This window comes from Azospirillum sp., from assembly GCF_035627195.1.
Classification (GTDB): Bacteria; Pseudomonadota; Alphaproteobacteria; order Azospirillales; family Azospirillaceae; genus Azospirillum.
The window spans coordinates 1-4,137 of sequence record NZ_DASPMG010000149.1 but is presented as its reverse complement, the minus strand read 5'-3'; the positions used below and the strand labels follow the sequence as shown (position 1 = coordinate 4,137).

At 72.0% G+C, this 4,137-nt stretch carries 4 protein-coding genes; all 4 read left to right on the top strand.

The window, feature by feature from the left end; translation table 11 throughout:
• Positions 1–745: methyl-accepting chemotaxis protein (locus VED21_RS13880; RefSeq protein WP_324882964.1), on the top strand; the 745-nt coding region annotated here is incomplete at its 5' end.
• A 307-nt stretch (positions 746–1,052) separates the two neighbouring features.
• Positions 1,053–2,363, top strand: a complete 1,311-nt coding sequence (locus tag VED21_RS13875) for an O-acetylhomoserine aminocarboxypropyltransferase (protein ID WP_324882963.1) — start codon at positions 1,053–1,055, stop codon at positions 2,361–2,363.
• Positions 2,364–2,370: 7 nt separating this feature from the next.
• The gene (locus VED21_RS13870; RefSeq protein WP_324882962.1) at positions 2,371–3,168 is read left to right on the top strand and encodes an alpha/beta hydrolase; all 798 of its coding nucleotides are present in this window, start codon (positions 2,371–2,373) and stop codon (positions 3,166–3,168) included.
• A gap of 117 nt (positions 3,169–3,285) precedes the next feature.
• Positions 3,286–4,137 (top strand): PAS domain S-box protein (locus tag VED21_RS13865; protein ID WP_324882961.1); only part of this gene is annotated, 852 nt, incomplete at its 3' end.

Sequence of the window (4,137 nt, the reverse complement as noted above, 5' to 3'; positions counted from 1 at the left end):
CGACGGCAGCGGCGCCGTGGCGGCGGCGGCCGAGGAGGCCTCGGCCAACGTGCAGACGGTGTCGGCGGCGACGACCGAGCTGTCGTCCTCCATCGGCGAGATCGGCCGGCAGATCGCCCATTCCGCCGAGATCGCCGGGGCCGCGGTGACGGAGGCCGAGCAGGCCAACGGCCGAATCGCCGCCCTGGCCGCCGCCGTCCAGAAGATCGGCGAGGTGGTGAAGCTGATCAACGCCATCGCCAGCCAGACCAACCTGTTGGCGCTGAACGCCACGATCGAGGCGGCGCGGGCCGGTGAGATGGGCCGGGGCTTCGCCGTCGTCGCCAGCGAGGTGAAGACGCTGGCCAACCAAACCGCCCAGGCCACCGACGAGATCGCCGCGCAGATCACCGCGGTGCAGTCCTCCACCGGCGACGCGGTGGCGGCCATCGACGGCATCGGCCGCACCATCGCACGCATGAACGAGGTGACCACCGCCATCGCGTCGGCCATCGAGGAGCAGGGGGCGGCGACGCAGGAGATCGCCCGCAACGTGGCGCAGGCCGCCGACGGCACGCGCGAGGTGTCGACCAACATCCACACCGTATCCGACGCCGTGCAGGCCACCGGCACCGCCGCCGGCGACGTGCTGGCGGCCGGCAAGCGCCTGGCGGAGCAGGCCGAAACGCTGCGCGGCACCGTCGCCGAGGCGCTGAACGGCATCCGCGTGACGGCCGGCGGCGATGGGAGGATGGCGGCGGATTGAAGGGCGGGGTCCGTTACCATCCGTAACAAACCCGGCGCTGCCGGATATCGGCCGGTTACAAGGCCGCCCTACATCGAGGCCAGGGGCGGCGAGACGCTGAGCACCATAGGTGCCCGCACGGGGCTGGGCGGTCCCGGCATCGCGACGATCCTCGCCACGAAGGGTGGCCGCTAGGCGGTGGGCTTGACGGCGCCCGTGGGCCTCCCATACCCTCCAAGCACTCAACTCGTTCCGGGTTGAACAGGGCAGGCAAAAACAACAAGAGGGCCGCTGCGACAGGCGGCCCTCGCCGTTTGGGAAGAGGCCCATGGCCGACGCGAAATTTCTGAAGTTCGACACGCTCAGCCTGCACGCGGGCCAGCAGCCCGACCCGACGACCGGGGCGCGGGCGGTGCCGATCTACCAGACCACCTCCTACGTCTTCCGCGACACCGACCACGCCGCGGCGCTGTTCAACCTGGAGCGCGCCGGACACATCTATTCCCGCATCTCCAACCCCACCGTGGCGGTACTGGAGGAGCGGCTGGCGGCGCTGGAAGGCGGCGTGGGTGCCGTGTGCACCGCCAGCGGGCAGGCGGCGCTGACGCTGGCCATCATCACGCTGATGGGGCAGGGCGGGCACATCGTCGCCTCCGCCTCCATCTACGGCGGCAGCCGCAACCTGCTGGCCTACACGCTGCCGCGCTTCGGCATCACCACCACCTTCGTGCCGCCGCGCGACCTTGCGGCGCTGCGCGCCGCCATCACGCCCGAGACGCGGCTGGTGTTCGGCGAGACGATCGGCAACCCGGGGCTGGAGGTGCTGAACATCCCCGAGGTCGCGAAGATCGCGCACGACGCGGGCATCCCGCTGCTGATCGATTCGACCTTCGCCACCCCCTATCTCTGCCGGCCGCTGGAGCACGGCGCCGACCTCGTCATGCATTCGGTCACCAAGTGGATCGGCGGCCATGGCGCGGCCATCGGCGGCGTCATCGTCGACGGCGGCACCTTCGACTGGGAAGCGTCCGGCAAGTTCCCGACGCTGACCGAGCCCTACGCCGGCTACCACGGCATCGACTTCGCCGAGGAGTTCGGCCCGGCCGCCTTCATCATGCGCGCCCGCGCCGAGGGGCTGCGCGACCTGGGCGCCTGCCTCAGCCCGATGAACGCCTTCCAGATCCTGCAAGGCGTCGAGACGCTGCCGCTGCGCATGAAGGGGCACATCCACAACACCCGCCGCGTCGTCGGCTTCCTGGAATCGGAGATGGCGTCGGAGAAGGGGGCGGTCGCCTGGGTGACCTACCCGGAGCTGGCCGACCACCCGGACCACGCGCTGACCTCCGCGCTGCTGCCCAAGGGGGCCGGCTCCATCGTCAGCTTCGGCGTGAAGGGCGGCCGGGCCGCCGGCAAGCGCTTCATCGAGGCGCTGAGCGTCTTCTCCCACCTCGCCAACGTCGGTGACGCCAAGTCGCTGGTCATCCACCCGGCCAGCACCACGCACGCCCAGCTCGACGCCGAGGCGCTGGCGTCGGCCGGCATCGGCGAGGAGATGATCCGCCTGTCGGTCGGCTTGGAAGACTGCGACGACCTCATCGACGATCTGCGCCAGGCGCTGCGCGCCGCTGCCAAGGGGTGAGCCGACCATGGAACTGACCGTTCAAGGCCAGACCGTCTACGCCCACACCGGCGGCCAGCCGTTCGACCCGGCCAAGCCGGCCATCGTGCTGATCCACGGTGCGGGCATGGACCACACGGTGTGGAACCTGCAGACGCGCTATCTGGCGCACCACGGCCGCGCCGTCCTGGCGGTGGACCTGCCGGGCCACGGCCGCTCCGCCGGGGCGCCGCTCGCCGGGGTCGAGGCCCTGGCCGACTGGGGGCGTGACCTGCTGGACGCGGCCGGGGCGCCGCGCGCGGCGCTGGCTGGCCATTCCATGGGCGCCCTGGTGGCGCTGGAGACGGCGGCCCGCCACCCCGACCGGGTAGAGGCGCTGGCCCTGCTGGGCGTGGCGGAGAAGATGCCGGTGCACCCCGACCTGCTGGCCGCCGCCATAGGCGACGACCCGCAGGCCATCGAGCTGGTGACCGGCTGGGGCCTGGGGCCGCGCGGCCACGTCGGCGGCAACCCGGCGCCGGGACTGGCGCTGGTGCCGACCTCGCGGCGGCTGATGCGGCGGGCGAATCCCGGCGTGCTGGGCGTCGACCTTGCGGCCTGCAACGCCTACGCGCGCGGCGCCGACGCGGCGGCGGCGGTGACCTGCCCGGCGCTGTTCCTGCTGGGTGCCCTGGATCGCATGACTCCGGCAAAGGCCGGGCGGGCGTTGGCGGCGCGCGTCAAGGATTCGGAGGTCGTCGTGCTGCCCGGCGTGGGGCACATGGTGATGGTCGAGGCGCCGGACGCCACGGTGGACACTTTGGCGGCGTTCATGAACGCACGTTGAGCGTGTTTTTTCCGTTCGGTTACCGAACCGTCATCATGCGCTAATATTCTCCGGTCATTGGTGGTCGTACCAATGCCGGCGACGGCCGGCCGCTCCACCCCTGCCGCGAGGTTGCCCGTGCAGCTCAGCGAGCGCTGCTTCCGCGCGCTGATGAAGAACTCCTCGGACGTCACGGCGGTGGTGTCGCGCCAGGGCGCCTTCCTCTTCGTGGGGGAGGCGGTGGCGGGCGTCTTCGCTTACCGTCCGGAGGATCTGGTCGGCCGCGCGCTGGCCGACTTCGTGCACCCGGACGACCGCGCGCTGGCGCTGGAGCGGATCGCCGCGCGCGCCGCCGCGCCGCAGGGGACCGCCGGCACCACCACCGTCCGCCTGCGCCACGCCGACGGCCGCTGGCGCACGGTGGAGGCGACCGGCCACAACCTGCTCGACGACCCGGAGATCGAGGGGATCGTCGTCAACATCCGCGACATCACCGAACGGGTCGAGGCCGAACGGCGCCTGCGCGAGAGCGAGGCGCTGTACCACACGCTGGCCGAGGCGGCACCGGTCGGCATCTTCCGGGCCGGGGCCGACGGCGCCATGGTGTTCGCCAACCGCCGGCTGACGGCCATGGCCGGGCTGGACGGCGCGGAGGCGCCGGGCACGCGCTGGCTCAACGCCGTGCATCCGGACGACCGTGCCCGGGTGGAGGCGGAATGGCGGCGTTGCGTGAGCGGCGATGTGCCGGTCATCGTCGACTTCCGCTTCGTCGGGCCGGAAGGCACCGCCACCACCGTGCTGCTGCAAAGCGCGCCGCACCACGACGCCGCCGGGCGCCTGCACGGCTGCGTCGGCACCATCACCGACATGAGCGAGTACGTGCGCACGGCCGAGGCGCTGCTGATGGCCGAGGCGCGCACCAACGCCATCGTCGACGCCGCGGCCGACGCCATCCTGACCATCGACGAGGAAGGCATCATCCACAGCTAC

Bases quoted from the DNA above. Each gene is read 5' to 3' on its own strand.
- VED21_RS13875 (WP_324882963.1), top strand. From the start codon at position 1,053: ATGGCCGACGCGAAATTTCTGAAGTTCGACACGCTCAGCCTGCACGCG.
- VED21_RS13870 (WP_324882962.1), top strand. From the start codon at position 2,371: ATGGAACTGACCGTTCAAGGCCAGACCGTCTACGCCCACACCGGCGGC.